Genomic DNA, 1,084 nt, shown 5'->3' on the forward strand with positions numbered 1-1,084 from the left:
GCACGCTGGAGGCGGACCTGTTCGTCAACGCCGCGGGCCCGTGGGCGGGCGCGCTGAGCCGCCGCCTCGGCGCGCCGATCGGGGTACGGCCCCGGCGCGGCGAGATCCTCGTCACGACGCCGCTGCCGCCGACCGTCTTCCACAAGGTGTACGACGCCGACTACGTGGGCGCCGTGAGCGCCGACGCGGACGAGCTCCAGGCCTCGGCCGTGGTCGAGTCCACCCCCGCCGGAACCGTCCTGCTCGGCTCCTCGCGCCGCGCCGCCGGGTTCGACGAGCGGCTGCGGCCGAAGGTCCTCTCGGTGATCGCGGAGCGGGCGCTGCGGCTGTTCCCCTGCCTGTCCGGCGTGCCGGTGATGCGCGCGTACGGCGGCTTCCGCCCGTACGTCGCCGACCACCTGCCGATCGTCGGTGCCGACCCTCGCGTCGAGGGCCTGTGGCACGCGACGGGACACGAGGGCGCGGGCATCGGCCTCGCCCCCGGCACCGCCCGCCTCCTCGCCGACCTGGTCACGGGCCGAACACCGGAGGTCGACCCCGCCCCGTTCCGCGTGGGACGTCCCGCCGTCCTGGCCGAGGGAGCCGCCTGATGCCGCGAAGCCGCCGCACGAGCGGGGCCGCGCCGATGCTGCGGATCACCATTGACGGCGAACCCCTGACCGGCCGGGACGGCCAGACGATCGCCGGAATCCTCATCGCGGCCGGACGCCGATCGTGGCGACGCGCACCGTCCGGAGCCCCGCGCGGCGTGTTCTGCGGCATCGGCGTCTGCTTCGACTGCCTGGTCACCGTGGACGACGTCCCCGACGTACGAGCCTGCCTGCGCAGAGCCCGCGACGGCGACGTGGTCACCACCCGGTCCCGCGCGGAGGAGGCACCGTGACACGCCACGCCGCCATCACCGGCGCGGAACCGGCCGGACCCCCCGCGGCCATGGGCGACCGCGACACTGTCACCCCCCAGACCCACGCAGAGAAGACACCATGACGCGTCACGTCGTCGTCATCGGCGCGGGGCCGGCCGGGCTGGCCGCCGCGACCGCCGCCGTGCGTGCCGGGGCGCGGGTGACGCTCGTCGACGCCAC

The 1,084-nt window shown here is 76.0% G+C and carries 3 protein-coding genes; all 3 read left to right on the forward strand.

Annotation, left to right across the window (positions count from 1 at the left end):
* Positions 1-590, forward strand: a 590-nt coding sequence (locus tag ACFFNX_RS50850; RefSeq protein WP_378213693.1) for an NAD(P)/FAD-dependent oxidoreductase, incomplete at its 5' end; no start/stop codon positions are given.
* A complete protein-coding gene (locus tag ACFFNX_RS50855; protein ID WP_378213694.1) occupies positions 590-883 on the forward strand; it encodes a (2Fe-2S)-binding protein in 294 nt (97 codons plus the stop codon). The genes ACFFNX_RS50850 and ACFFNX_RS50855, both read left to right, overlap by 1 nt.
* Positions 884-983: 100 nt before the next feature.
* A partial coding sequence (locus ACFFNX_RS50860) for an FAD-dependent oxidoreductase (protein ID WP_378213695.1) occupies positions 984-1,084 on the forward strand: 101 nt, incomplete at its 3' end.

The organism is Actinoallomurus acaciae, from assembly GCF_042429965.1.
Classification (GTDB): domain Bacteria; phylum Actinomycetota; class Actinomycetes; order Streptosporangiales; family Streptosporangiaceae; genus Actinoallomurus; species Actinoallomurus acaciae.

Coding starts and splice junctions, on each gene's coding strand:
- ACFFNX_RS50855 (WP_378213694.1), top strand. CDS start 590: ATGCCGCGAAGCCGCCGCACGAGCGGGGCCGCGCCGATGCTGCGGATC.